General features: G+C 62.8%; 20 protein-coding genes and 2 pseudogenes. 20 read left to right on the top strand and 2 right to left on the bottom strand.

The genetic code is table 11. The annotated features are described in order from the left end of the window. Position 1: 1 nt before the first annotated feature. The 8 genes from ACGLHR_RS25365 (at position 2) to ACGLHR_RS25330 (ending at position 10,705) form a co-directional block, all read left to right on the top strand. Positions 2-2,755 (top strand): ATP-binding protein, encoded by a 2,754-nt coding sequence (locus ACGLHR_RS25365; RefSeq protein ID WP_400096830.1) that lies wholly within the window; start codon positions 2-4, stop codon positions 2,753-2,755. Then, on the top strand, positions 2,752-3,138 hold the full coding sequence (locus ACGLHR_RS25360; RefSeq protein ID WP_400096829.1) for a response regulator transcription factor: 387 nt from the start codon (positions 2,752-2,754) through the stop codon (positions 3,136-3,138). The genes ACGLHR_RS25365 and ACGLHR_RS25360 overlap by 4 nt, the downstream gene beginning before the upstream one ends. Next, positions 3,135-5,297: an exonuclease domain-containing protein gene (locus ACGLHR_RS25355; RefSeq protein ID WP_400096828.1), complete on the top strand. Its 2,163-nt coding sequence runs from the start codon at positions 3,135-3,137 to the stop codon at positions 5,295-5,297. Before ACGLHR_RS25360 ends, ACGLHR_RS25355 begins: the two co-directional genes overlap by 4 nt. A 10-nt stretch (positions 5,298-5,307) precedes the next feature. Continuing rightward, the gene (locus ACGLHR_RS25350; RefSeq protein ID WP_400096827.1) at positions 5,308-6,426 is read left to right on the top strand and encodes a DUF294 nucleotidyltransferase-like domain-containing protein; all 1,119 of its coding nucleotides are present in this window, start codon (positions 5,308-5,310) and stop codon (positions 6,424-6,426) included. A gap of 154 nt (positions 6,427-6,580) precedes the next feature. Further along, positions 6,581-8,554 carry an acetate--CoA ligase gene (gene acs / locus ACGLHR_RS25345; RefSeq protein WP_400096826.1) on the top strand — a complete coding sequence of 658 codons (1,974 nt, stop codon included), beginning with the start codon at positions 6,581-6,583 and terminating at the stop codon, positions 8,552-8,554. Then, a complete protein-coding gene (locus ACGLHR_RS25340) occupies positions 8,508-8,777 on the top strand; it encodes a chaperone modulator CbpM (RefSeq protein ID WP_400096825.1) in 270 nt (89 codons plus the stop codon). Before acs ends, ACGLHR_RS25340 begins: the two co-directional genes overlap by 47 nt. A 364-nt stretch (positions 8,778-9,141) precedes the next feature. After that, positions 9,142-10,263 (top strand): F0F1 ATP synthase subunit beta, encoded by a 1,122-nt coding sequence (locus tag ACGLHR_RS25335; RefSeq protein ID WP_400096824.1) that lies wholly within the window; start codon positions 9,142-9,144, stop codon positions 10,261-10,263. Further along, positions 10,169-10,705 carry a F0F1 ATP synthase subunit gamma gene (locus ACGLHR_RS25330; protein WP_400096857.1) on the top strand — a complete coding sequence of 179 codons (537 nt, stop codon included), beginning with the start codon at positions 10,169-10,171 and terminating at the stop codon, positions 10,703-10,705. The genes ACGLHR_RS25335 and ACGLHR_RS25330 overlap by 95 nt, the downstream gene beginning before the upstream one ends. Here ACGLHR_RS25330 and ACGLHR_RS25325 read toward each other — a convergent pair. Next, positions 10,636-11,682 carry a zinc-dependent alcohol dehydrogenase family protein gene (locus tag ACGLHR_RS25325; RefSeq protein ID WP_400096856.1) on the bottom strand — a complete coding sequence of 349 codons (1,047 nt, stop codon included), beginning with the start codon at positions 11,680-11,682 and terminating at the stop codon, positions 10,636-10,638. The genes ACGLHR_RS25330 and ACGLHR_RS25325 overlap by 70 nt on opposite strands. Positions 11,683-12,104: 422 nt before the next feature. Here ACGLHR_RS25325 and ACGLHR_RS25320 point away from each other — a divergent pair, with 422 nt between their 5' ends. The 12 genes and pseudogenes from ACGLHR_RS25320 (at position 12,105) to ACGLHR_RS25265 (ending at position 24,292) form a co-directional block, all read left to right on the top strand. Next, a complete protein-coding gene (locus ACGLHR_RS25320; RefSeq protein ID WP_400096855.1) occupies positions 12,105-13,745 on the top strand; it encodes an acyl-CoA synthetase in 1,641 nt (546 codons plus the stop codon). 30 nt (positions 13,746-13,775) lie between these two features. Then, positions 13,776-15,559 (top strand): annotated as a pseudogene (locus ACGLHR_RS25315) (acyl-CoA dehydrogenase). A gap of 156 nt (positions 15,560-15,715) precedes the next feature. Further along, positions 15,716-16,360, top strand: coding sequence for an acetate uptake transporter (locus tag ACGLHR_RS25310; protein WP_400096823.1), 645 nt, complete (start codon positions 15,716-15,718; stop codon positions 16,358-16,360). Between the two features lie 10 nt (positions 16,361-16,370). Continuing rightward, positions 16,371-16,590, top strand: a pseudogene (locus ACGLHR_RS25305) (MaoC/PaaZ C-terminal domain-containing protein); the annotation flags it as partial. Positions 16,591-16,644: 54 nt separating this feature from the next. Beyond that, positions 16,645-17,061 carry a phasin family protein gene (locus tag ACGLHR_RS25300; RefSeq protein ID WP_400096854.1) on the top strand — a complete coding sequence of 139 codons (417 nt, stop codon included), beginning with the start codon at positions 16,645-16,647 and terminating at the stop codon, positions 17,059-17,061. Between the two features lie 59 nt (positions 17,062-17,120). Next, positions 17,121-18,839 (top strand): PHA/PHB synthase family protein, encoded by a 1,719-nt coding sequence (locus tag ACGLHR_RS25295; RefSeq protein WP_400096822.1) that lies wholly within the window; start codon positions 17,121-17,123, stop codon positions 18,837-18,839. A 266-nt stretch (positions 18,840-19,105) separates the two neighbouring features. Then, a complete protein-coding gene (locus ACGLHR_RS25290) occupies positions 19,106-19,810 on the top strand; it encodes a cytochrome c (RefSeq protein WP_267602593.1) in 705 nt (234 codons plus the stop codon). After that, the gene (locus tag ACGLHR_RS25285) at positions 19,792-21,111 is read left to right on the top strand and encodes a c-type cytochrome (protein WP_400096821.1); all 1,320 of its coding nucleotides are present in this window, start codon (positions 19,792-19,794) and stop codon (positions 21,109-21,111) included. Before ACGLHR_RS25290 ends, ACGLHR_RS25285 begins: the two co-directional genes overlap by 19 nt. A gap of 8 nt (positions 21,112-21,119) precedes the next feature. Continuing rightward, positions 21,120-21,296, top strand: coding sequence for a hypothetical protein (locus ACGLHR_RS25280; protein WP_400096820.1), 177 nt, complete (start codon positions 21,120-21,122; stop codon positions 21,294-21,296). Further along, positions 21,293-21,877 carry a cytochrome C oxidase subunit II gene (locus tag ACGLHR_RS25275; protein WP_400096819.1) on the top strand — a complete coding sequence of 195 codons (585 nt, stop codon included), beginning with the start codon at positions 21,293-21,295 and terminating at the stop codon, positions 21,875-21,877. The genes ACGLHR_RS25280 and ACGLHR_RS25275 overlap by 4 nt, the downstream gene beginning before the upstream one ends. After that, positions 21,864-23,483: a cbb3-type cytochrome c oxidase subunit I gene (locus ACGLHR_RS25270; RefSeq protein ID WP_400096818.1), complete on the top strand. Its 1,620-nt coding sequence runs from the start codon at positions 21,864-21,866 to the stop codon at positions 23,481-23,483. Before ACGLHR_RS25275 ends, ACGLHR_RS25270 begins: the two co-directional genes overlap by 14 nt. Then, positions 23,480-24,292, top strand: coding sequence for a c-type cytochrome (locus tag ACGLHR_RS25265; protein WP_400096817.1), 813 nt, complete (start codon positions 23,480-23,482; stop codon positions 24,290-24,292). The genes ACGLHR_RS25270 and ACGLHR_RS25265 overlap by 4 nt, the downstream gene beginning before the upstream one ends. 589 nt (positions 24,293-24,881) lie before the next feature. Here ACGLHR_RS25265 and ACGLHR_RS25260 read toward each other — a convergent pair. Then, positions 24,882-25,538 (bottom strand): hypothetical protein, encoded by a 657-nt coding sequence (locus tag ACGLHR_RS25260; RefSeq protein WP_400096816.1) that lies wholly within the window; start codon positions 25,536-25,538, stop codon positions 24,882-24,884. Between the last annotated feature and the right edge of the window lie 89 nt (positions 25,539-25,627).

The following is a 25,627-nucleotide window of genomic DNA, read 5'->3' as shown; positions in this document are numbered from 1 at the left end:
AATGCTGGACGGCTGGGTCATCGCGCTGGCGTCGTTCGCGTATCTCGGCATGTTGTTTGCGATTGCGTTCTACGGCGACAGGCGCGCAGATGCCGGTGCCAGCATCATCAACAGCCCATACCTGTATGCGTTGTCACTGGCCGTCTACGCAACCTCGTGGACATACTATGGCAGCGTCGGCCGGGCTGCCGTCAGCGGCATCGGCTTCCTGCCCATCTACCTCGGCCCCACGCTGATGGCGGCACTCTGGTGGACCCTGCTGCGCAAGATCATTCGCATCAGCAAGAACAACCGCATCACCTCGATTGCCGACTTCCTTGCCTCCCGGTACGGCAAGAGCGCGCTGCTCGGCGGCCTTGTCACCTTGGTGTCGGTGGTAGGCATAGTGCCCTATATCGCGCTGCAGCTGAAGGCCGTCTCGGCAAGTGTCGCGGTGCTGGTGCATTCCCCCGGCGTCGGCATGCGGGGCGGCGAAACAGGGCCGATCTGGTCGGACACGACGCTGTACCTCGCGCTGATGCTGGCGATGTTCACCATCCTGTTTGGCACCCGTCACCTCGATGCGGCAGAACGCCATGAGGGCATGGTCGCCGCGATCGCCTTCGAATCGCTGGTAAAACTGGTGGCGTTCCTTGCCGTGGGGGCATTTGTCACCTTTGGCATCTACGACGGCTTCGGGGATCTGTTCGGGCGTGCCGAGGCGGTGCCAGCCCTGAAAGCGCTCCTGACGTTGAATGGCAATGCGGTGGGTGCCGGCAACGTAACCTTTGGCTCATGGGCCTCGCTGATCGTGCTGTCGATGTTCTCGATGCTGCTCCTGCCGCGCCAGTTCCAGATCGCGGTGGTCGAGAACATCGACGAAAACCACCTGAAGAAGGCCATCTGGCTATTGCCTTTGTATCTCCTGGCCATCAATGTCTTTGTCCTGCCCATCGCCTTCGCGGGGATCCTGCACTTCCCGGGTGGCGAAGTCGACCCGGATATGTTCGTGCTAGCCCTGCCCATGCGGGAACGGTCCCCGGCGCTCACGCTCCTGGTGTTTATCGGCGGGCTGTCGGCGGCCACCGGCATGGTCATTGTCGAGACCATCGCACTCAGCACCATGGTCTGCAATGACCTGGTGATGCCGTTGCTGCTGCGCCTTAAGCCGCTGCGGTTTGGCCATCGCGCAGATATCAGCGCGCTGCTGCTCACCATCAGGCGCGCGGCAATCGTGCTATTGATGATGCTTGGCTACGCCTACTTCCGCGTGGCCGGCGAAGCCTACGCGTTGGTTTCGATCGGCTTGATTTCGTTCGCGGCCGTTGCGCAGTTCGCGCCGGCGATGCTGGGCGCCATCTACTGGAAAAACGGCACGCGGCAAGGCGCGCTGGTCGGGCTGGGCGCCGGCTTCCTGCTCTGGGCATACACGCTCCTGCTGCCATCGTTCGCGCAGTCCGGCTGGCTGCCGGCCAGCTTTGTCGAATACGGGCCGTTCGGCATAGGGTGGCTAAGGCCGCGGCAGCTGTTTGGCCTGGGCGGCCTGGACCCAGTCTCGCATGCGCTGTTCTGGAGCATGCTGGCGAACGTCGGCGGCTATGTCGGTGTGTCGCTCACGACTACGCAAAGCGCGGGGGAGGGGGTGCAGGCTGTCCTGTTCGTCGATGCCTACGCGCACAGCGGCAGCGCGCTGGGATCCCATGTGTGGCGCGGCAGCGCTTCGGCCGCTACGGTACTCGCGTTGTTGCGGCGTTTCCTTGGCGCCGCGCGTGCCGATGAAGCCTACGCGCGATTCCGTGAGCAAGGCAGGGCGAACGCGCTGTCCGCCGACGCCGACCTGGTGCATTTCGCGGAGATCCAGTTGGCCGGCGCTATTGGCACCGCATCGGCGCGGGCAATGATCGCCTCTGCCGTGAATGAGGAACCGCTCGGCCTGGACGAGGTCATGGCGATACTGGATGAGACCTCGCAAGCGGTCGCCTACAGCCGGCAGCTGGAACAGAAATCGCTTGAGCTCGAGACAGTGTCGGCCGGACTCAAGGCAGCCAACGTGCGGCTCACCGAACTCGACCACATGAAGGACGACTTTATTTCCACTGTGACCCACGAGCTGCGCACGCCACTGACGTCAATCCGTGCGTTCTCGGAAATCCTGCGCGACCATCCCGATCTTGCCGCTGCCAAACGCAGCGCATACCTCGACATTGTGATCAAGGAAAGCGAGCGCCTCACACGCCTCATCAACAACGTGCTCGACCTAGCCAAGATCGAATCCGGTAGCACCGAATGGCACACCGTACCGCTAGACTTGAAACAGGTGATCCAGGATGCGGTGGACGCTACCCGGCAACTGTTCCTGGATCAACGCATTCAGCTTGAGTTGCAGTTGCCCCCGCAGGTCCCCCGGCTACTGGCCGACCCCGACCGGCTGATGCAGGTGATGCTCAACCTGCTGTCGAATGCGGTGAAGTTCTGCGACCGGGTGGACGGCCGCGTCGCGGTGAGCCTGGAGGCGGTGGGCGGCGATTTGCGTGTTGCGGTGCGAGACAACGGTTGCGGCGTGCGTCCGCAGGACCGGGAGCTTATCTTCGACAAGTTCCGCCAGGGCGGCGACAGGCTGGCGGGCAAGCCCCAGGGCACCGGGCTAGGATTGCCGATCAGCCGGGAAATCATCCGTCATTTCGGCGGTAAGCTGTGGCTGGAAACGACGCCAGATAGCGGCGCGGTGTTCGTATTCACGCTGCCGCTGCCGAAGGCACCGGAGACAACGTCATGACCTACAAAGTCCTCATCGTCGACGACGAGCCGAACATCGTCATCTCCCTGGAATTCCTGATGCAGCAAAGCGGCTACGAAGTTGGCATCGCACGCGATGGGGAGGCAGCCTTGGCGCAGATGACCGCGTTCCAGCCCGATCTTGTTCTGCTCGACATCATGCTCCCGCTGCGTAGCGGCTTCGAGGTCTGCCAGAAGATCCGGGAAAACAAAGCGTGGGATCGGGTCAAGGTGATCATGCTCTCGGCGAAGGGACGAGACCTGGAGGTGACCAAGGGCCTCGCGCTGGGCGCCGATGCGTACATCACCAAGCCGTTTTCCACCAAGGCGCTGGTCGAGCAGGTGAGCGCATTGCTCGCGAGCTGTCAGAGAGACCTCGAATGATTCAAAAGTGGATCGCGCGACACCGCTTTGGCGTGACATTGGCGCTGCTCTTCCTGCTGCAGCTACTAGTCGTCGGCGCGATTCTCTTACCGCTTGCAATCGATCTGCCGGAGGCGCAGCGCGCGTGGTTAAGCGCGCTGGTGTTGCAGCGCGGTGCGCTATGGATTGCGCTCGCGGCGCTGCTGCTGCTAGCGTTGGGCTTTGGCCTGAAAGTGTTGTTCGACGCTTACCTGACGCCGGTCGCGCGCCTGGCCGAAGACGCCGCGCTGCTTGCGGCCAACCCTGGCCACCGCATCGCGCCACAGGGCGCGCGCGGCGTGCGCATCCTCGTCAAAAAGCTCAACCTGCTGGCAGCTTCCCATCAGACGCTGCACGACGGCGTGCAGCAGAAAATCGAGCTGGCGAACCGCGCGCTGGCCGAAGAAAAGAACCGGCTCGCCGCGCTCATGGCGGAGCTTGCCTTGAGCGTGCTGGTCTGCAATATCGAAGGGCGAATACTGCTCTACAACGACAGCGCCAGGCAGTTGCTCGAAACCGGCCGGGGCGGCGCGCCTGCGGCTGGCATGGCGGCAATCGGGCTGGGCCGTTCTGTGTTCGGCGCGATCGAGCGTGGGCTCATCCTGCATGCGCTGGAGCAGATCCAGCAGCAACTCCGGGACAGCGGGGACGGCGCGGCGAGACCCGTATCCGGATTTGTCGCCACGCTTGCGCAGGGCCAGATCGTGCGCGCGCACATGGCGCCCGTGTTCGACAGCGCGCACGCCCTCAATGGCTTCGTGCTCACGTTGGAAGACATCACCCGCAACGTTGAGGCCGACAGCCGCCGCGACGCGTTGCTGCAGTCGCTCACGCAAGATGCGCGCGCCACGCTGGCGAATATCCGTACGGCGGTGGAAGCCATCCAGGCGTACCCGGAAATGAGCGCTGCGAAGCGAACCCAGCTCACCGGCATCATCGACGACGAGTCGCAGCGCCTGGTGCACCAGATCGGCCGTGCCGTGGATCAGCGCGGCGCCGGGATGGACAGCCATCAGGAACTCGAAGAGATGCGCGGCGCCGATCTGCTCGCGCTGCTGCTGCGACGAATCGGCAGCCCCTCGCTTAGCGTCGCCACCAGCGATACGGTCGACGCCACGTTGTGGCTCAAGGTGGACAGCTACGCATTGACCCAGGCGCTGGCCTATCTTGCGCAGCGGCTCGCCACCGAAGCCAGCGTCACCGAGTTGCACTTCGGGCTATATCGTGCCGGCCGGCTGGCCTATCTCGATCTCACCTGGCGCGGCACGCCGCTGACCGCCGACACGCTGCGGGTGTGGGAGAACGCGCCGTTGCCGATCAACGCGGCCGGCGCAGCGCTTTCGCTGAGCGCCCTTATCGCGCGTCAAGGCGGCGAGGCAGTGTGTTCCGCCGGGGAGTCGCCTGATGTCGCTCGCTACCGTCTGATGCTGCCGGTCTCCGAGCCCGGGTCGGCGCTGGACATCCCGCCGGCACAGGAAGGCCGCCCGGAATTCTACGATTTCGACTTGTTCCACCGGCCGGGACAGAGCGCCGAGATCGACCAATGCCAGCTCTCGAAACTCAACTACACGGTGTTCGATACCGAGACCACAGGGCTGGATCCTGCCGCCGGCGATGAGATCATCTCCATCGGCGCCTTGCGCATCGTCAATGGCCGTCTGCTGCAGCGGGAGAGCTTCGACCAGCTGATCCAGCCGCGTGGCGCATTGAGCGCCGGGTCGATTGCGATTCACGGCATCACGCACGCCATGCTCAATGGCCAGCCACCGATCGAAACCGTGCTGCCGCAGTTCCACCGTTTCGCCGCTGACACCGTGCTTGTCGCGCATAACGCCGCGTTCGACATGAAGTTCCTGCAAATGCTGGAGGCAAGAACCGGCACGGCCTTCACGCAGCCGGTCCTCGATACGCTGCTGCTATCGCAAGTGATCCACCCCCATCAGGCTGAGCACACGCTGGAGGCGATCGCCGGCCGTCTCGGCGTGGCGATAATCGGCCGCCATACCGCGCTGGGCGACGCGATCGTCACCGGCGAGGTCTTTCTCAAGATGACCCCCTTGCTCGCGGAAATAGGCATCTGCACCCTGAAGGAGGCACGCGATGCCGCGCAACAGACCCACTATGCGCGGATCCGGTACTGAGGAATCGTCCATGAGTGATCCGCCCACGATCCATCCCGATGCCGCATTCGACCCGACCGGCGTCGAGGCCGGCGCGTTCACGCGCGACATCGAGGGGGCCAGGCTCCGCATCGCCGACGCGCAGGACGAGGGTGGCCTGCAGCGGGCAGCCGTGGAGATTCGATCGCTATGGCATCGCGTGGCGGGCCAGGCGGCAGCCGAGCCGCTTACCCGGCTCATCTCGACGCTCAACGATGCGTTGACGCGGCGCGTGATCGATCTCGCTTGTGCCGGGGAGGATATGGAGAGCATGCGCTGGTGCTGGATCGCCCTCGGCAGCGAAGGCCGCCAGGAACAGACGCTGTCGAGCGACCAGGACAACGGGATGATCCTGGCGGGCAGCGGCGGGGCAGAGGCAATGCGCGGCCGGATGCTGCCGCTGGCGCTGCGCATTAACGAAGCGCTCGATGCTTGCGGGTTCCCGCTGTGCACCGGCCAGATCATGGCGAGCAATCCGCAGTGGTGCCTCGACCTTCATGAATGGCGGGAGCGCTTCGCGAGCTGGATCATAGAAGGTGATCCGCTGGCGTTGCTTAACGCCACTATCTTCTTCGACTTGCGGCCGCTTTACGGCGCCGACGATCTGGCACAGGCGTTGACGGGTTGGCTCGCGCAGATGGCGCCGGACAACCCGCGCTTCCTGTTCCAGATGACCGCGAATGCACTGCGGCGCAAAGTACCGCTTGGCTTGCTGCGCGACTTCGTGGTGCCAAAGAGCGGCGAGTTCGCCGGAACGATCGATCTGAAGCTGGACGCCGCCACGCTGTTCATCGATGCGGCCCGCATCTACGGTCTGGCTTGCGGCGCCCGCGCCAGCAATACGGCCGATCGCCTCAGGCGGGCCGGCGAGGCGGGACGCCTGGAGCCGCAGGATGTGCAAGCGTGGATCCTCGCTTTCGATTGCATCCAGATGTTGCGCCTGAAGACACAGCAGCGCTGCTTCGAACGCGGCATGGCCATGCACAATCATGTGGCCCCGAACGAACTGGAGGCGGGCGAGCGGCGCGCATTGCTCGACGCCTTGCGCCAGGCCCGTGCATTGCAAAAGCACCTGGCACTGGATTACCTGGACTCCCGCCAGGGCATCTGATCCCGCCGGAGCCGGCACCGGGTACGGCAGCGTACCGACTTCAAAGGCGATTGCGTGCACCGTTTAGCGAATGCCTTGAGCCTCTTGTCTCAAAGAGTGAGGCAGCGGATGGCGCGGCGTGGCCCCATGCGCAATATGCATGCAGGAGTAAGAAATGCAATCCATTGAATCGGTTCTCCACGAACACCGCCTGTTCCCGCCGCCCGCAGATCTTGCGGCACATGCGTCTATCTCCGGCATGGATGCGTACAAGACGCTCGTCGCCGAAGCTGAAGGCGACTACAACGGCTTCTGGGGGCGTCTCGCGCGCGAGACGCTGACATGGAAGGCGCCTTTCTCCAAAGTCCTGGACGAGTCGAACGCGCCCTTCTACACGTGGTTCGAGGATGGCGAGCTGAACGCCTCGTACAACTGTCTCGATCGCCATGTCGAGGCCGGCAACGGCAAGCGCGTTGCCATCGTCTTCGAAGCCGACGATGGCACCGTGGCCACCGTCACCTACCAGGATCTCCTGCAACGCGTGTGCCGCTTCGCGAACGCGCTCAGGAAGCGTGGCGTGAAGAAGGGCGACCGCGTCGTGATCTACCTGCCGATGTCGGTGGAGGGCGTGGTCGCCATGCAGGCGTGCGCGCGAATCGGCGCGACGCATTCGATTGTGTTCGGCGGCTTCTCGGCGAAATCGCTGCACGAACGGCTTGTGGATGTGGGTGCCGTTGCGCTTGTCACCGCGGATGAACAGATGCGCGGCGGGAAGGCCCTGCCGCTGAAGAACATCGCGGACGAGGCCCTCGCGCTGGGCGGCTGCGAAGCCGTGAAGAGCGTGATCGTGTACCAGCGCACGGGCGGCAAGATACAGTGGAACGCGGATCGCGACCTGTGGATGCATGAACTGGCGCAAGCCGAGGCCGGCACCTGTGAACCGGAATGGGTTGGCGCCGAGCATCCGCTCTTTATCCTGTACACCTCCGGTTCGACCGGCAGGCCGAAAGGGGTCCAGCACAGCACCGGCGGCTTTTTGCTGTGGGCCGCGCAGACCATGAAATGGACCTTCGACTGGAAGCCGGCGGATGTGTTCTGGTGTACCGCCGACATCGGTTGGATCACCGGCCACAGCTATATCGCCTATGGCCCGCTCGCGGTCGGGGGCACCCAGCTGATGTTCGAGGGCGTGCCGACTTACCCGAACGCGGGCCGCTTCTGGGACATGATCGCGAAGCACAAGGTCACGGTCTTCTATACCGCGCCAACCGCCATCCGTTCGCTCATCAAGGCAGCAGCTGTCGACAAAAATGTGCATCCGTCGAACTATGACCTGTCGTCGCTGCGCATCCTTGGCACCGTCGGCGAGCCGATCAATCCGGAAGGGTGGATGTGGTACTACACGAACATCGGCGGCGCGCGCTGCCCGATTCTCGATACCTGGTGGCAGACCGAGACGGGCGGGCACATGATCTCGCCGCTGCCCGGCGCGACGCCGCTTGTGCCGGGCTCGTGCACGCTGCCGCTGCCGGGCATCATGGCGGCGGTCGTTGATGAAACCGGGCAGGACGTGCCTGCCGGCCAGGGCGGGATCCTGGTGATCAAGCGCCCGTGGCCCGCGATGCTGCGCACCATCTGGGGCGACCCCGAGCGCTATAAGTCGAGCTACTTCCCGGATGAGCTTGGCGGCAAGCTGTACCTTGCCGGCGATGGCGCCGTGTGTGACCCTGAGACGGGCTATTTCACGATCATGGGGCGCATCGACGATGTGCTCAATGTGTCTGGCCACCGGCTCGGCACCATGGAGATCGAGTCGGCGCTGGCTGCGAATGTGCTTGTGGCCGAGGCTGCCGTGGTCGGCCGGCCGGACGAGGTCACCGGCGAAACCGTTATCGCGTTCGTGGTGCTGAAGGGGGCGCGCCCCGAGGGCGAAGGAGCGGAGAAGATCGCAAACGAGTTGCGGGCGTGGGTGAGCAAGGAGATCGGACCGATTGCGAAACCGAAGGACATTCGATTTGGTGACAACTTGCCGAAGACGCGTTCGGGCAAGATCATGCGCCGGCTGCTGCGCTCGCTAGCGAAGGGCGAGGAGATCACGCAAGATGTGTCGACGCTTGAGAATCCAGCGATTCTCGAGCAGCTCCGCTGAGCCGAAGCGGAGCCGCATGCCGTATCATGCGACGCCTGACGACGGGACTCGCGGACTAGGAGCCGCGTCTCCCGCTCGTATCGGTCCTGCGCCGAGCACGACGGCCGCACAGCGGCTGACACGCGACCTGGAACTGGGCGCCGTTGGCGTTGCCTTGGTACTCGATCTGCTGGACGAGATCGATTCGCTCCGGGCGAGACTGCGGCGCGCGAACCTGGCTTGATTGGTGCCTTCGACTGGACAACTGGTGCGTCGCTCAGATAATTCCGCCAGACGGCACGCTTGCGGACAGCATTTGTGCCCGGAACAGGCTGTAAAACGGATGTAGGAGGCGCGCACGCCGCAACAGACCAAAGTCGGCACGGGATTTTTCGGAAGATGTCCGGCGTTGCCCCGCCAGTTTCTACCCCCGGATTGTGGGGCGGGCGATATCCACAGATTGACGAAGGGGCTGCCGATGACGACGATCCGGGGCGCGGTCGCCGCGGTCGCCGCGGTCGCCGCGGTTCGTGGCAGCGTCGTCGTTCGCGGCACGATTGCCGCCGATACGCACGTTGCTCCGTGCCGGGCCCGATGGTCGGATCGCCATGGAAGTCCTGGCGCAACTCGATGGCCAACACGTGCACTGTATTGCGCTGACCTCCACCCAGGGGCTGGCGCGAGGCATGGCCGTGCAGGACACGGGCGCGCCCTTGCAAGCACCAGTCGGCGCGAGCATTTTGTCGCGCATGTTCGATGTATTCGGCGATCCCATTGACCAACTGCCAGAGCCGCGCAATGTTCAATGGCGCTCGGTGCACCGGGCGCCGCCGCCGCTAGCCCGGCGCTCCACGCAGTCGGTGGTCTTCGAGACCGGCATCAAGGCCATCGACGTCCTGCTGCCGCTGGAAACCGGAGGCAAGGCGGGTCTGTTCGGTGGCGCGGGTGTCGGCAAGACGGTGCTGCTCACCGAGTTGATCCACAACATGGTCGGGCACCACCAGGGCTTGAGCCTCTTCTGCGGCATCGGCGAGCGTTGCCGCGAGGCGCAGGAGCTCTACCAAGACATGCAGGAAGCGGGCGTCCTGCCGGACATGGTGATGGTGTTCGGCCAGATGAACGAACCGCCAGGTGCGCGCTTCCGCGCTGGCCACGCGGCGCTGACGATCGCTAACACCGATACCGGTGCCATCACGTCGATCCAGGCTGTCTATGTGCCGGCGGATGACTTCACTGACCCGGCGGCGGTGCACACCTTCTCGCACCTGTCGGCGTCCATCGTCCTGTCGCGCAAGCGCGCGAGCGAAGGCCTCTACCCGGCCGTGGATCCGCTCCAATCGAACTCGAAGATGGCCACGCCGGGCATCGTCGGCACGCACCACTACCAGCTGGCGCAGGACATCCGGCGTACGCTGGCGCAGTACGCGGAACTCAAGGACATCATCGCGATGCTGGGGCTCGAACAACTCTCGCCAGCCGACCGTAACGTGGTCGCCCGCGCGCGCCGGCTGGAACGCTTCCTGACGCAGCCGTTCTTCACGACCGAACAGTTCACCGGCATCAAGGGCAAGACCGTCAGCCTGGCGGATGGAGGCGGGCGTCGCCGTGACGGGCACCTATGCGGTACCGAATTCGATCGAGACCATCGCCCCGCTCGTCGACCGGCTCCAGGTCGATACGGAAACGCACCGAAGCCAGGAGTCGCAACCACGTATCCACGTCTTCTATAACCGGCCGAAGCCAGGAGGCCTCTACCACCCGGGGGACCAGCGCCTGCTGCCGCTTGACGCGCAATGGGAAGCGGACCTGGTGGCGCAGCGCTGGCCAACGCCGAACCCGCCCGAAGTGATGGGCCGCGGCACCATGGCGCTGCGCGCACTGATCCGCGAGCATCTCTTCATCTCCCTGTTCCGTGCTTGCGCCCAATCGCTGGCGAGCGAGAACACCAGCCGCCTGGCGGCGATGGAACGTGCCGACAAGAACATCGACGAGCTGCTCGCCAGCCTTCACGGCAGGTTTCAACGCCAGCGCCAAGGTTCGATCGACGAGAAACTGTTCGATGTGACGGCCGGGTACGAGGCATTGTCGAATGGAGAGCCCGTTCACGGCCGCCAGGCCTCGATGATTACCTTGAGCGCTCGTGTGTCCGCGGCGTTTCCGAAAGTCTCGTAGGCATCCAGGATTTGATCGAGCTTGAAGCGATGCGTGATCAGGAGTTTCGGGTCAATCTTGTGAGACCGCACGGTGCTTAGCAGCATTGGCGTGCTGATGGTGTCGACAAGCCGCGTAGTGATGGTGATGTTGCGATCCCACAAGTGTTCCAGATGGAGATCCACCTTCTTCCCGTGCACGCCGATATTGGCGATGGTGCCACCCGGCGCGATTATGTCTTCGCACAGTTCGAAGGTCGCTGGAATGCCGACAGCCTCGATAGCGGTGTCCACGCCACGCTCGCCCGTTAGCTTCATCACCATTTCCCTGGCCTTGCCGCCGGTGCCGTTGACCACGGCTGACGCGCCGAAGCGCTTCGCCACCCCCAGGCGGTGTTCGTCGAGATCGATCATGATGATCTCGGCCGGCGAGTAGAACTGGGCGGTGAGCAGGGCGGCCAACCCGATTGGCCCGGCACCAATGATGGCCACGGTACTTCCGGGCTGGACCTGCCCATTGAGAACGCCGCATTCGAAGCCGGTGGGCAGGATGTCGCTCAGCATTACCAGGGCCTCTTCGTCCGCGTTGTCCGGGATGCGATAGAGGCTCGTATCCGCATAGGGGATGCGGACGAATTCAGCCTGCGTGCCGTCGATGGTATTTCCGAGGATCCAGCCGCCGCTGGTGCAATGCGAGTACATGAGCTTGCGGCAATAGGTGCACTTGCCGCAGGCGCTGATGCAGGAGATCAAGACCCGGTCTCCGACCTTGAATGCTTCGACGGCCGGGCCGGCCTCCTCGACCACGCCCACGCCCTCATGACCCAGGACGCGGCCCGGCAGACAGCTTGGAACGTCGCCCTTGAGAATGTGCAAGTCCGTGCCGCAGATTGTCATCTTGCTGATCCGGACCACCGCGTCGGTGGGCGCCATGATGGTGGGCTTCGGCCGATCCTCCAGCGCTTTCTTCGCCGGGCCGAGATAGACAAGCGCTTTCATTCTTCGATCCTGATCATGTTGGTCCTGGCGCGGACGGCCGACGGGGATGGTTCCGCGCGCGACCTTTGCGAGCACCAGCGAAACGACGGTTCGGGCACAGCCGACACGGTGCCTGCAACTTGCCTGCAACGGAGATGGAAGTCGGTACGCTGCCGTACCGGTTTTCATGAGAACCGGTACGGCAGGCACAGCGATCTTCTAGGTCGAGGTACGCGACCGTACCGATTTCCATGGCTGTTTCACGCAAGATGTTTCTGTGTCCTGGCGTGCGAAATCGCCTTGATGAAAATGGATTAAGGTGATTCAAGAGAGTCGTCAAGCCGGAAATAGAGATGGATCAATCAGACCAATTGCAGAAACGAGGGTTGATCATTTCGGATGTACTTGCAGAAGTACAGGACGGTGACTCAGCCGGAAATCGAATGGAGACCGTTGTGACGCACATCGACCCTTTCAACTTCGGACTCGAGAAGAACAGCGCGAACTATGTTCCGCTGTCCCCCCTTAGTTTCCTGGAACGGGCTGCCTTCGTTTACCCGGACCGCATCGCCATGATTCACGGGGAATGGCGCATGACGTGGAAAGAATGCTACCGCCGCTGCCGGCGCCTGGCCTCCGCGCTCAACAAGCGCGGTGTCGGAGTTGGCGATACGGTGGCGCTGATGGCACCCAACGTGCCGGCCATGTACGAAGCGCACTTCGCAGTACCGATGATCGGTGCTGTATTGAATACCCTGAATCTTCGCCTCGACGCGGAAGCCATTGCGTTTATGCTGCAGCATGGCGAGGCGAAGGTCCTGATCACCGACCGCGAGTACTCGGCAACCATCGAGCACGTGCTTCCAATGCTCGAGGAGCGGCCGCTGGTTATCGACATCGATGACCCTGAATATCAAGGTGGGAAGCTACTCGGCGAAATGGATTATGAAGCATTCCTCCTCGAAGGGGACGCGGACTTCGCCTGGTCGCTCCCCGCGGATGAATGGGATGCCATAGCGCTGAACTACACATCCGGCACCACCGGCAACCCGAAAGGTGTGGTCTACCACCATCGCGGCGCCTATCTCAACGCGATATCGAACATCCTGTCCTGGGGCATGCCGCACCATGCGGTGTATCTGTGGACGCTTCCCATGTTCCACTGCAATGGCTGGTGCTTTCCCTGGACCATGGCGGCCAACGCCGGCGTCAATGTGTGCCTGCGGCGGGTGGATACAAAGGCGATATTCGATGCGATCAAGCGTCACAAGGTCACGCACTTCTGTGCCGCGCCCATCGTGCACAGCATGCTGATCAATGCGCCGGAAGAGATGCGCAGCGGCATCGAGCAAAAGGTTTACGCCCTTATCGCCGGCGCCGCGCCACCGGCCTCGGTCATCGAGGGCATGGAGCGGATCGGCTTCGACATTACGCACGTCTACGGGTTGACCGAGACCTACGGCCCCGCCTCCGTATGCGCCAAGCAAGAAAGCTGGAACGCACTGCCTCTGGAGCAGCGTGCCGAGCTCAATGGCCGCCAGGGCGTGCGGGCGCCGATGCAGGAAGGCATGACGGTCATGGATCCGACAAGCATGAAGCCCGTACCATGGGATGGCGAGACCATGGGCGAGATCATGTTCCGCGGCAACTTGACCATGAAGGGCTATCTCAAGAACCCCCATGCGACGGAGAAGGAGTTTGCCAGCGGCTGGTTCCATAGCGGCGATCTGGCGGTGGTCCACGCCGATGGCTACGTCAAGATCAAGGACCGCTCGAAGGATGTGATCATTTCGGGCGGTGAAAACATTTCCTCGCTCGAAGTGGAGGATGTCCTCTACCGCCATGCCGCCGTGATAGGCGCTGCGGTGGTGGCGCGCCCCGACGAGAAATGGGGAGAGGTTGCGTGCGCCTTTATCGAACTCAAGGAGGGCGGACAGGCCACGGAGCGCGAGATCATCGACTTCTGCCGCGAACGGATGGCGCGTTTCAAAGTACCGAAGACGGTTATCTTCGGCCCATTGGCAAAGAGCGCGACCGGCAAGATTCAGAAGTTCATTTTGCGCGAACAGGTAAAGGCACTCTAGCGTTGAACCTGGCATATGAAGGACACCAAGATGACCACGTACGTGGCACCCATACGCGACATGCTTTTCGCGATGAACGAATTGGCGGGTCTGGCCGAGATCACCGCGCTGCCGGGCAACGAGGAAGCCACACCCGAGGTTGTAGAATCGATCCTCCTCGAGGCGGCGAAATTTGCGACGGAGGTGCTCGCGCCCATAAACGCCCAGGGCGATCGCCAGGGCAGTGCGTGCACGGATGGAGAACGACAGCGGACGGATTCAAGGCGGCCTACGGCCAGTTCATCGAGAACGGCTGGAACGCCATGCCGGCGAGTCCCGACTTCGGTGGCATGGGCCTTCCTTCGCTGGTGTCCACCCCGGTGCTTGAGATGTGGAAGGCTTCCAACATGGCCTTCTCTCTGTGCCAGATGCTGACGCTGGGCGCCGTGGCGGCGATCGCGCATCATGGCTCGGCGCGGGACCAGCAACGCTACCTGCCGAAGATGGTCTCGGGCGAATGGACCGGCACCATGAATCTCACCGAGCCGCAGGCTGGCTCGGACCTCTCCGCGATCCGCACCAAGGCCGAACCCGAGGGCGACCACTACCGCATCACCGGCACGAAGATCTTCATCACCTGGGGCGAGCATGACATGGCGGAGAACATCATCCACATGGTGCTTGCACGCCTGCCCGACGCGCCCGAGGGCACGAAGGGGATTTCGCTGTTTGTCGTCCCCAAGTTCCTGGTGAAACCGGATGGCAGCCTGGGCCAGCGCAATGACCTGACGTGTGCGTCGATCGAGCACAAGATGGGCATCCACGCCAGTCCCACGGCGGTCATGGTTTTTGGGGAGAACGAGGGCGCCATTGGTTACCTTGTGGGAGAGGCGAACCGCGGCATTGGATACATGTTCACGATGATGAACCACGCCCGCCTCAACGTCGGCCTGGAAGGCGTGGCCATTTCTGAGCGTGCCTACCAGCAGGCGTTGGGCTACGCACGGGAACGCGTGCAAAGCCGCCCCATCGGGGCGACATCCGGCCCGCCCGTACCCATCATCCGGCATCCCGATGTGCGCCGCATGCTGATGAGCATGAAAGCCCGCATCGAGGCGATGCGGGCACTGGCCTATTTCACCGCCGCCCAGATGGATAAGGCGCATTCCCATCCGGATGCGACCGAACGCCAGAAGTGCCAGGCGCTGACGGATCTCCTGACACCCGTGGTCAAAGGCTGGTGCACGGAAAACGCGCTCGACATCACGTCGCTCGGCATTCAAGTGCACGGCGGGGTCGGATTCATCGAAGAGACCGGCGCCTGCCAGCATATGCGCGATGCGCGCATCACTACCATCTACGAGGGTACGACTGGCATTCAGGCCAACGACCTGATCGGGCGCAAGGTGGCGCGCGAGCGGGGTGCCACGCTGAACGTCCTGCTCGGCGAGATGAACGAGACCTTGGCTGCGCTCGAAGCTGCGGGCGGCAAGGAACTCCATGGCATCGCGGCATCCTTGCAGCGCGGCACGGTAGCGCTGGAGAAGGCAACCGACTGGCTGCTCGCGACCTACGATCGCGAGCCCGCCCGCGCGGCAGCCGGCGCGGTGCCTTATCTGATGCTATTCGGCACGGTCGTGGGAGGCTGGCTGATGGCCCGCGCCGCATTGATCGCCAAGGCGAAGCTGGCGGAGCCCGACGCAGGATTCTACCGGGCCAAGATGGTCACGGCACATTTCTATGCGGAGCACGTATTGCCGCTGGCACAGGCCTACCGCGAGGCGATTGTCAACGGTGCCAGTTCGGTACTCGCGCTGGACGAAACGCTGTTCTGACCTCGACCTGTTCACGGGAGGCAGAAGGAAGGAACGAGGTCAACGGCTATGACACCGAAGGCCTCTCAATCGATGGCCGGTCGCGCTGACCGCAGAAGTGTCTGGGGAGTATCTGAAATGCATGCCTCGCCAAACGTCACAGAGACGAAAATTCTGATGTCCGACCCCACCGCGCTGGGTGTCTTCGGATTGGCCATGGTGACCTTCGTGGCGGCGTCCCAGAAGATGGGATGGACTACCGGCGTTACCTATCTCATCCCTTGGGCATTGTTCCTGGGATCCGTCGCGCAGATCTGGGCATCGTTCGTTGATTTCAAGAAGAACAACTATTTCGGCGCGATTGTGCTGGGCGCGTACGGTTTGTTCTGGATTGCGGTCGCAATGCACTGGGCGATCAGCGTAGGTTGGTTCGGCGCTGTCGGCGACAAGGCGGATCCCAGGCAGCTTGCCTTCGCCTGCTTCGGCTATACGATCTTCTCGCTGTTTATCATGGTCGCCGCGTTCGAGGCGAACAAGGTGTTCGCGGCCATCCTGGTGCTGATCAATATTCTGCTGCCGTCGCTGGGGCTGTCGATACTGGACCTCCACCGAGGCTTGTTCTCCCAGCTTGCCGCCTATTCCGAACTGCTCATTTCGTTCCTGGGCTTGTATTGCGCCGGCGCCGTGTTCCTAAACACCTACTTTGGCCGGGTGCTCCTGCCGCTAGGGAAGCCTTTCGGCTTTATCAAGAAGGGCGCGGGGGGACAACGCAAGGGCGCGTTGCAAGCGGCGGATATCCCCGTCCTGCCCAAGGCCGCGTAACGCAGGAGTCATGAACGTACTCGACGGCTACGACTATGAGGATTTTGGAACCGGGCATACCGCCACCTTCCCCAGGACGATCACGGAGGCGGACATCGTCCTGTTCGCCGCCGTCTCGGGCGACAACAACGCGGTGCACATCAACGAGGAATTCGCCCGGACCACCCAGTTCAAGGGGCGGGCGGATTGCCCATGGCATGCTGACCGCCAGCGTGATCTCGGCGGCGATCATCGCCGCTGCCAGCCTGCGAACCCGCAACGGTCCCATTCAACGGGAGACAAACATGACTACCGAAACCAACCCCTTCGCCGACGTGACCAAGATGATTCAGCAATTCAAGATCCCCGGGCTTGATATGTCGCCGATCATCGAGTCGCGGCGCAAGGACATGGAAGCGCTAGCCGAGAGCAACAAGGTCGCCTATGAGGCGATGCAGGCAATGGCACAGAAGCAAACCGAGATCCTGACCCGGACCATGCAGGGAATTCAGGACTTTGCCAAGGCCCAGGCCGGCGGCGCTGGCTCGATCGACCCTGCCAAGCAGGCGGAGATGATTGGCGTGCCTTACCAGACAGCGCTGACCGATATGAAGGATCTCGCGGAGATGGCACGCAGGTCGCAGGTCGATGCGCTGGCTACCATCACGCAGCGGGCCACGCAGCATATGGAGGAGATGAAGAAGTTGATGCAGCCCAAGTAGGCCAGGCATGGACGCGCCGGCCGAGGGCCGCCACGGCACCCGACACCATGGAGAAAACAATGGCATCGCCCCACAAGGTTCCTGACGAATATATTCAGGGTTTCATCAAGTCGGGACAGAGCCTGTGGCAGGCCATGATGCTTAACCCAGCCGCACAGGTCCCCGGCTCCGGCGCTCCATCTGCGCAGTCCGGCGCCGGACCGTTCGCGGATCTGCAATTGAACTATTTCCAGCAGCAGCTCGCGCTGTGGACGCGGATGATAGCCAACATGGCCGGTCAACTGCCCGACGCGGTGGTCGCGCCCGAGCGGGGCGACCGCCGCTTCAGCGCCGTCGAATGGCGCGACAATCCCGCCTACAGCCTGCTCAAGCAAAGTTACCTGCTCAACGCCAGACTAGCCGGCGACATGGTCGAGGCCGCGGCGCTTGACGAGCCCACCAAGCAACGGCTGCGCTTCTACACGCGCCAGTTCATCGACTCGATGAGCCCGGCCAACTTCGCCGCCACCAATCCGGAGGTGATGCAACTCGCGTTCGAGACGCGTGGCGAGAGCCTGCAGGCCGGCCTCAAGAACCTCCTGGCGGACATGCGCAAAGGCGGGCTGTCGATCACCGACGAGACTGCGTTCGAGATCGGCAAGAACGTGGCAGTGTCCGAAGGCGCGGTTGTGTTCGAGAACGCGCTTTTTCAACTGATCCAGTACGCGCCGCTGACCGAACGGGTGGCAACGCGCCCGCTGCTGATCGTGCCGCCGTCCATCAACAAGTTCTACATCCTGGACTTGCAGCCAGAGAACTCGTTTGTGCGGTTCGCCGTCGAACAAGGCCACACGCTCTTTCTGGTGTCGTGGCGCAACCCCGACGCCACTTGTGGCCACATTACCTGGGATGATTACCTGAGCCAGGGCGTCATGAGAGCGATCGAGGTGGCGCTGGCCATCAGCGGCGCCGACAAACTCAACGCGCTCGGCTGGTGCGTGGGTGGCACGATCCTCTCCTGCGCGCTCGCGGTGCTGCGTGCGCGCGCAGACACCTCCGTGGCCAGCCTGACCCTGCTGACCACCATGCTCGACTTCCAGGACCCCGGCGACCTCGGCGTATTCATCGACGAGCAAGGCGTGGCATCGCGCGAGCAGGCGATCGGGCAGGGCGGCATCTACCCCGGCGCCGAACTCGGCTTCGTGTTCCAGACGCTGCGCGCCAATGACCTGATCTGGCCGAACGTCATCAACCACTACCTGAAGGGCAAGTCGCCCGAGGCATTCGACCTGCTTTACTGGAACGCCGACAGCACCAACCTGCCGGGGCCGATGTACGCCTGGTACCTGCGGAATATGTACCTCGAGAACAACCTGTGCGTGGCGGACCGGCTGACAATGTGCGGCACGCCCGTGGACCTGGGCCGTATCGATCTGCCCAGCTATGTGCTGGCGACGCAGGACGACCACATCGTGCCCTGGAAGTCCGCCTACCGAACGACGCAACTGGTCGGGGGCAAGACCCAGTTTGTGCTTGGCGCGAGCGGCCACATCGCGGGCGTTATCAATCCGGCGTCCAAGAACAAGCGCCGCTACTGGACCGGCGGTACGCTGGGCGACGATGCCGATCAATGGCTTGCCAGTGCCGAAGCGACACCGGGTAGCTGGTGGCCCCACTGGATCAAGTGGCTCGCGCCCAAGGCAGGCAAGCCCGTCGACGCGCGCAGTCAGCTCGGAAGCAAGAAGTACGCCGTGATCGAGCCGGCGCCCGGCCGCTACGTCAAGGTGCGGGCTGAATGAGTGACGAGCGGATCTCCCGGGGCAAAGGAGGTCCATAAGGCCGCCCGGTTCCAGGACGACGTACGCCAGCGATCCTACGCTCCACGCGATGGGCCGCCAAGCGTACATTGACTTTAACCGTCGTGACCGCCTACGCTGATAGCGCAGCAAACACAACGCAGCGCAACTCTCAGGCGGCATATTGGCGGCGTCCGGCGTCCGCCTCTGCCAGCGGCAGAGGTTTCGCCAAAGGGTGACGACGTCACAATCCAATGCGAAGACCAAGAATGGCGGCTTTCCTCGCATGCCTGCTTGGCGCTCCCGGATGGGCGCTGGCACAGGCTACGGCCGAGGCTGTCCCCGCGTTCAAGCAGGTCGACTCGCTGGAGGCCAGGGTGCAGGGATGCGTGACCTGTCACGGCCAGAGCGGACAAGGCACGAGCAACGGCTACTACCCGCGCATCGCCGGAAAGCCCGCGGGCTATCTCTACAATCAACTGGTGGCCTTCCGGGACGGCACGCGCAAGTACCCGCCCATGAACTACCTGGTCGCCTACTTGCCCGACGCCTACCTGCGGGAAATCGCCGACCACTTCGCCAAACAAAGGCCGCCGTTCGCGGCCCAGGAGGCCGGAACCACGGATCCCGCCACGGTGGCACGAGGCCAGGCCCTGGTACGCGCCGGCGATGCCAGCAAGAATGTCCCCGCGTGCGCGACATGCCATGGGGCCGGGCTGACCGGCATGGAGCCGGGCATTCCAGGTTTGATCGGGCTACGTCCGACCTATATCGTGGCCCAGCTGACGCGCTGGCGGGTCGGCGACCGCCATGCCGCCGAGCCCGATTGCATGAAGCGCATCGCTACGCGGCTTTCCGATAGCGACGTCACGGCGGTAGCGGCTTGGTTGTCGCTGCAGCCCGCGCCGAAGGACCTGTCGCCCGAGTCGTCCAACCTTGTGCGCATGCCTCTGGCATGCGGCAGCCAGCGATAAGCCGTATGCGAACGAGCGCGCGTATTGGGATCGGAATTGCCGTCCTGCTGGCCGCAGCCGTGGCCGCGGTGGTCGCCGTGTACTGGTTCCGTCCCGGCAAGCTTCCTGAAAAAATGGGCGTCCGGCCAGTCAATGCGACCACACAGATCATCGACAGCGGAGAGTATCTCGCCCGCGCCGGCGACTGCGTGGCCTGCCATACGGCGCCGAACGGCAAGCCCTTCGCGGGAGGCCGGGCGATGGCCACGCCGTTTGGCAGCCTCTTCGTCCCTAACATCACGCCAGACGATGAAACCGGCATTGGCCAATGGACCGCCGACGACTTCTACCGAATGATGCACACCGGCGTCTCGCGTGACGGGGCGCTGTTGTATCCCGCCATGCCGTTCGCTTCCTATACCAAAGTGACGCGGGCCGACTCGGATGTGATCTTTGCCTATCTCATGTCCGTTGCGCCGGTAAAGCAGGCCAATCGCGCGCACGAGCTGCGTTTCCCCTTCAACAAGCGCGAACTGTTGATCGGCTGGAGAACGCTGTACTTCAAGGAGGGCGAGTACGTCGCCGATCCCAAGCAATCCACGCAATGGAACCGCGGCGCGTACCTGGTACAGGGCCTGGGGCATTGCGCGATGTGCCATACGGCCATCAACATGTTGGGCGGTTCGAGCGAGTCGAAGGCGTTCGAAGGCGGCATGATCCCCAACCAGAACTGGTATGCGCCTTCACTCACCTCCAACCAGGAGGCCGGGCTAGGAAACTGGGCCATCAAGGACATCTCGGATCTCCTGCAAATAGGCGTTTCGCACCGGGCGACGGTGTACGGCCCGATGGCCGAGGTGGTCTACAACAGCCTTCAGTATCTTAGCGATGCCGACGTCGAGGCGACGGCAGTCTATCTCAAGGCACTGCCGCAAAGGGATGCCGAAACGCCTCCCACCAGCCAGGCGCGCCTGGTCGATCCGGCTGTGATGGAACTGGGCCGCAAGGTGTACGCACTGCAATGCGCTGTCTGCCACGGCGCGGAAGGCAAAGGGCAGCCGCCGGCATTTCCTCCACTGGCGGCCAATCAGTCCCTCACCATGTTGTCGCCCGTCAATTCCATTCGCATGGTGCTCAACGGCGGCTATGCGCCCGGTACCGCGAAGAACCCGCGGCCTCATGGCATGCCCCCCTTCTCGCATATCCTGAACGATCAAGAGGTGTCTGCCGTAGTCACGTATATCCGTGTTGCATGGGGCAATAGCGGTACGCCCGTGACACCGGCCCAGGCCAACGATCTTCGTACGCTGCTTCCTGAGTGAGGAAAGAGATGGCCGATCCCATTGAGAGTGAGGAAGCAAGACGACTGGACGAGGAGGTCGCCCGGATCGTCAGCCGCGGCCCGTCGGGAACGTTTGCGATAGCCGGCGTCGCGACCGCCATCGTGATTGCTATCTATTTCGGCTTCTATCTGTTTGTCTATCTGCCACGAGGCGCGGTTCGGTGAGCGCCGATACCAACTCCCCGGCGCCCGATGGCAGCCACCACGCGGAATTTGTCGCCGTCGCGGCAGAACGCCGCTGGGCCATCATCGTTGGGATCATCGTCGCTTCCCTGGTGGTGATGATGATCATCACCAGCCTTCACTGGGCGGCCATGCCGCCGTCCAGGGTAGAGACCATCGACGTGAAAACCTTGCACATCCGGGGCGAATTCGTTGAAAGCAACTTAGGCACCGCGATGGACAATGACGGCAAGGTGATTGTCCGCGTCGTAGCCCAGCAGTACTCCTTCGTGCCGCAATGCATCGTCGTACCCGCGGACCTGCCCATTACCTTCCGCGCCACCAGCACCGACGTCGTACACGGCTTTATCGTCGGAACAACCAATGCCAACACAATGCTGATCCCGGGTTTCGTGTCGACGTTCACCACCAGGTTTCGCACTACGGGCGAGCAATTGATGCCGTGCCATGAATACTGCGGCACCGGACATGAAGCCATGTGGGGTCGCGTGCAAGTGCTACCGCGCGACGAGTTTCTCGCCAAGACGCGTACAGAAGAAAGGCTGACCTGTGTTCCTCGCTAGAAGACTCGTGCTGGCCCATTTCTGGGTCGCCTTCGTCGCCTTCCTCGGCGCGATCCTGCTTGGCGAATGGCAGATGTACATTCGCAGTCCGCTGCATGCGTGGGTCAACAACCCGGAGCACTACTATCGATCGGTGACGGCACACGGCACCGTGATGGCTTACGTGCTGCCCACGCTGGTAGCCATGGGCTTCGGCTACGCCATCACGGAACTTGCGCTGAAAAGGCCGTTGATCGGCGTGCGATGGGCCTGGGGCGGCTTTTGGCTGGTGGTGGGCGGCACCGCCATGGCAGCCGTCACCATGGCGATTGGCAAGGCGTCGATCCTGTACACCTTCTACCCGCCCATGATCGGAAGCCCGTTCTACTACCTTGGCGTCGTGCTGGTGGTCGTAGGCTCCTGGATCTGGGTGGCGCTGATGGCCATCAACCTGAGGTCTTGGAAAGACGACAATCCCGGCGCAACCGTTCCGTTGGCGATGTTTGGTAACGTTGCGGGTGCCTACCTTTGGGCCTGGACTTCGTTGGGCGCCGCCATTGAAGTGCTCGTGCTTATCCTTCCCGCATCGCTGGGCCTGACCGACACCATCAATGCGGGCCTGGCACGAGTCTTCTTTTCGTGGACGCTGCATGCCATCGTCTACTTCTGGCTGATGCCGGCGTATATCGCGTTCTATACGATCGTGCCGCGCGCGATTGGAGGACGCCTGTATAGCGATACGATGGGGCGCGTCGCATTCGTCCTCTTTCTGGTGTTCTCGATGCCCATCGGCATCCACCATCTGTTCGCCGACCCGCAGGTGGGTGCCGGGTTCAAGTTTGTGCACGCGGCGATGACCGCCATGGTGTCCGTGCCGACGCTGCTGACTGTGTTCACCATCGTCGCGTCGGTCGAGATTGCCGGTCGGCTGCGTGGTGGCAAAGGGTTGTTCGGTTGGGTCAAGGCGCTGCCTTGGGACAACCCCGTGATGCTGGCGGTGACCTTTTCCTTCATTATGCTGGGCTTCGGCGGTGCAGGGGGACTCATCAACATGAGCTACCAGCTCAACGAGACCATCCACAACACGCAGTGGGTCACCGGCCACTTTCACCTCATCTTTGCCGGGGCCATCGTCATCATGTACATGGTAGTCGCGTACGACCTATGGCCACAACTGATGCAATGCAAGCCGCTGTCAAAAGGAATTATGAAGCTGCAACTGTGGCTATGGTTCGTTGGCATGCTGGTTTTATCGCTGCCGTGGCACCTGGTGGGGCTGCTTGGCATGCCGCGGCGCATGGCTTACTACGACTACACGCATCCGGCTATCCACCCGCAGGCGTGGACAGTGACAGCATCGGCAGCGGGCGGCTTGCTGCTTGTCATTTCCGTATTTCTCTTTGTCTTCGTTCTGGCGCGAGCGCGCAAGGGCACGGCAGTTCCCGCGCCATATACCTTCAGCGAGCCTGTCCATGCAGGTGCTCCGGCACCGGTGGCATTGAATGGACTTGGCCTTTGGGTCGCAATGATGATTGGTCTAACCGTCGTCAACTATGGATACCCCATCGTGCAACTGGCGTCCTTGAAGGAAGCATCCGTGCCGGTCGTACCAATCGGGAGCCGATGATGCACGAAGGCGGCATGTATGCATGGCGCAACCCGTGGTTCCGTTGGAGCCTGTTGTCCCTTTCAATCTTTACCGTACTGTCGATACTCGTAGGGTTCGTATGGCTGCCGTCCGTCCATGGCGATTTCACCGCCCAGGGAATCTGGGCCAGCATTTGCCGCGCGGCGGGCGTACCCGCCTCCTGGAGCAGCGGGGCAGCCGTGAAGGCCGGGCCCGGCTCATCCAATGTCGTACTCGAGCGAGACATGGCGCGGGCTGGCGCCAGCGACTCGATTGGCCGGGGCGCAACGCTCGCGCTTAACTGCACCATGTGCCATGGCGCGCAAGGCATAAGTATCTCGAACGCGCCCAATCTTGCCGGGCAATATCCCGAGGTGGTCATCAAGCAATTGCATGACTACAAGAGCGGCAAGCGCGCAAGTTCGATCATGGAGGCTCTGGCAACGCGTCTGCCCGACAAGGATATCGAAGACCTCGCGGCTTACTTTGCGTCCCTGCCCAAGGCAAGAACCGCCCCGACCACCTACGACGAGTCGCTCCCGCCGTTGGTGCGCGTGGGCGACCCGATGCGCAATATCGCCCCGTGCATTTCCTGCCACGGCGGCGTTGACCAGAAACTGGGCGCCCCCTGGCTGGAAGGCATGCCAAAGGAGTACCTGGTAGGGCAACTCAAGGCCTTCGCGCAAGGCAATCGCCACAACGATCCAGAAGCGCAGATGCGCAACATGGTGCGTGGGATGACCGCGCAGGAAATGGAAGAGGTCTCGGCCTTTTACGCGCGCAAAGCCAGTCCGGCGGAAGGCAGATAGAGCCGCGGGAGAACCTGGCTTGATGGAAGCGCTCATGCTCGCGCAACCCAAACGCCATCGGCAGCCCGTGTTTCTGGCGATGGCAAATTGCATAGATTATCGATCATCAAGCACGGCGGGGCAGGTCACCAGGGACAGCCCTCCAAGGTCATCACGGTCGGAGTGCTCGAGCGCAAAGCCGATTTCGCACCTGCATCCGGCTTGGGCTTGTTCATACGCGAGAGGCACGAACTGCTTCAACAGTTCCAGACGGTGGACTGGCTCCAGTGCCGGTATGCCAGCGTGATGTCTTATCGCTTGGCGCAGATCTTTCTGCGCCAAGCGTATCGGGGCGGGCGGAAACTTCCGAACTCCAGCGTCAAGGTCAATGTGAGGAGCGTCGGGCAGCGCCTGGAGCAGGAAACTCAGTGGTGACCGCCCCTTCTCGACGACCGCCGTTGAGCGGTCCAACGGTCGCGCTGCAGGCTACATCAAGGCGCCGCGTCAGTTCGCCAGGGCGCGATGGATTACTGACACTATGGGAGAATCTCCATGCGCGTCGCGATCCAGGCATGCATTGAAGGGGAGGGAACGCAGCCCTCCAAGGTGATCACGGGGGGATCGAGCGATAAACCGATGTTGCACCCACGTCCATCCGGCTTTGAAGGCTGTTCCGAGCACAGCATGCAAAGTCGGTGGCGCTGAGCTGTCGCTGAGGCTTCTTGCCCAGGGCGGCCTTGTGAGGCCGCGGCGGCTTGCCTGCATTGATTCTGGCGGGGGCGCCGGCGCTGCGCCGGCTATCCCGCTTGGCCTGCATCTCCTGCGCCACGCGCAGTACGTGACCGAGACGCTTGTTCTCGACGATCGCGCCTTGGTCAATCTCTGATAGACGGTCATAGGTGGTGTAGGGCAGGGTAGCGCCATCGGCCCAGATCTCGATGCGCCCATCCGGGTACTCTGCCACTTCGATATAGCGATGAATCAGGCGGCGATGGTCGGGCTGGTCTGCCAGCAAATATAGCGTCTTATCGTACTGCAGCGTCAGGCTCTGTGACACCTTGCGCCACTTGTGCCAGGTAAAGATTCGCTCCAGGTCCTCATCGGCTCGCACTGCGCGATGCGCATCAAAGTCGCTTCCGGGCGGCTTGACAAAGCGCCCATTGAAGTCGACCAAGAAGGCTGGTACGAAGGCGTTGGCGTCCGCCTGAGACGAGATACCACACAGCCGCAGTTCCTTGACCAGACGGTCCTGCAGCGTGCTATTCATCCGTTCCACGCGGCCCTTCTCAAAAGCAGTCAACTACACGTGATCTGACCGGTGGGATGCAATCGTTCCGGGTTACTCATCCCTTCCAT

Origin of the sequence: Cupriavidus sp. CuC1 (assembly GCF_044627735.1) — a bacterium.
Taxonomy (GTDB): domain Bacteria; phylum Pseudomonadota; class Gammaproteobacteria; order Burkholderiales; family Burkholderiaceae; genus Cupriavidus; species Cupriavidus ulmosensis.
The sequence above is the reverse complement of the archived record's forward strand: the minus strand, read 5'-3'. Positions and strand labels throughout refer to the sequence as shown.

Coding starts and splice junctions, on each gene's coding strand:
- ACGLHR_RS25365 (WP_400096830.1), top strand. CDS start 2: ATGCTGGACGGCTGGGTCATCGCGCTGGCGTCGTTCGCGTATCTCGGC.
- ACGLHR_RS25360 (WP_400096829.1), top strand. CDS start 2,752: ATGACCTACAAAGTCCTCATCGTCGACGACGAGCCGAACATCGTCATC.
- ACGLHR_RS25355 (WP_400096828.1), top strand. CDS start 3,135: ATGATTCAAAAGTGGATCGCGCGACACCGCTTTGGCGTGACATTGGCG.
- ACGLHR_RS25350 (WP_400096827.1), top strand. CDS start 5,308: ATGAGTGATCCGCCCACGATCCATCCCGATGCCGCATTCGACCCGACC.
- acs (WP_400096826.1), top strand. CDS start 6,581: ATGCAATCCATTGAATCGGTTCTCCACGAACACCGCCTGTTCCCGCCG.
- ACGLHR_RS25340 (WP_400096825.1), top strand. CDS start 8,508: ATGTGTCGACGCTTGAGAATCCAGCGATTCTCGAGCAGCTCCGCTGAG.
- ACGLHR_RS25335 (WP_400096824.1), top strand. CDS start 9,142: ATGGAAGTCCTGGCGCAACTCGATGGCCAACACGTGCACTGTATTGCG.
- ACGLHR_RS25325 (WP_400096856.1), bottom strand. CDS start 11,682: ATGAAAGCGCTTGTCTATCTCGGCCCGGCGAAGAAAGCGCTGGAGGAT.
- ACGLHR_RS25320 (WP_400096855.1), top strand. CDS start 12,105: ATGGAGACCGTTGTGACGCACATCGACCCTTTCAACTTCGGACTCGAG.
- ACGLHR_RS25310 (WP_400096823.1), top strand. CDS start 15,716: ATGTCCGACCCCACCGCGCTGGGTGTCTTCGGATTGGCCATGGTGACC.
- ACGLHR_RS25300 (WP_400096854.1), top strand. CDS start 16,645: ATGACTACCGAAACCAACCCCTTCGCCGACGTGACCAAGATGATTCAG.
- ACGLHR_RS25295 (WP_400096822.1), top strand. CDS start 17,121: ATGGCATCGCCCCACAAGGTTCCTGACGAATATATTCAGGGTTTCATC.
- ACGLHR_RS25290 (WP_267602593.1), top strand. CDS start 19,106: ATGGCGGCTTTCCTCGCATGCCTGCTTGGCGCTCCCGGATGGGCGCTG.
- ACGLHR_RS25285 (WP_400096821.1), top strand. CDS start 19,792: ATGCGGCAGCCAGCGATAAGCCGTATGCGAACGAGCGCGCGTATTGGG.
- ACGLHR_RS25280 (WP_400096820.1), top strand. CDS start 21,120: ATGGCCGATCCCATTGAGAGTGAGGAAGCAAGACGACTGGACGAGGAG.
- ACGLHR_RS25265 (WP_400096817.1), top strand. CDS start 23,480: ATGATGCACGAAGGCGGCATGTATGCATGGCGCAACCCGTGGTTCCGT.
- ACGLHR_RS25260 (WP_400096816.1), bottom strand. CDS start 25,538: ATGAATAGCACGCTGCAGGACCGTCTGGTCAAGGAACTGCGGCTGTGT.